Source organism: Acinetobacter sp. NIOH-H-8 (assembly GCF_046635365.1).
Classification (GTDB): Bacteria; Pseudomonadota; Gammaproteobacteria; order Pseudomonadales; family Moraxellaceae; genus Acinetobacter.
In genome coordinates this window covers 1-398 of sequence record NZ_JBHDVN010000325.1, presented here as the reverse complement: position 1 = coordinate 398, position 398 = coordinate 1, and the positions used below count along the sequence as shown (strand labels likewise).

Genomic DNA, 398 nt, shown 5'->3' with positions numbered 1-398 from the left:
TGGTGGTGTCGTTGCTTTATTCGGTGATGACCACTCATGTAAATCTTCTACAGTTCCCCACCAGTCTGAACATGTCATGATTGGTTGCGGTATTCCAATTTTCTACCCAACATCCGTTCAACAAATTTTAGACTTTGGTGTTCACGCCATCGCAGTTTCACGTTTTTCTGGTCTTTGGACTTCCATGAAGCTGGTCAGTGAAATTGTAGAAACTTCCGCTTCAGTTCATGTCGACTTAGACCGTGTCACTCCTGTTATACCAGAAGATGTTAATTTCCCAGAGGGTGGCGTTAACATTCGTTGGCCAGATCATGGCATCCAACAAGAAGAACGTCTTTATAAATATCGCTTACCTGCTGTTTTGGCCTATGCCCGTGCGAATAAAATCAATACCGTAA

Annotated in this window: 1 pseudogene; it reads left to right on the top strand. The window is 43.2% G+C overall.

The window, feature by feature from the left end:
* Positions 1–398 (top strand): annotated as a pseudogene (locus ACEWB7_RS18470) (indolepyruvate ferredoxin oxidoreductase family protein); the annotation flags it as partial.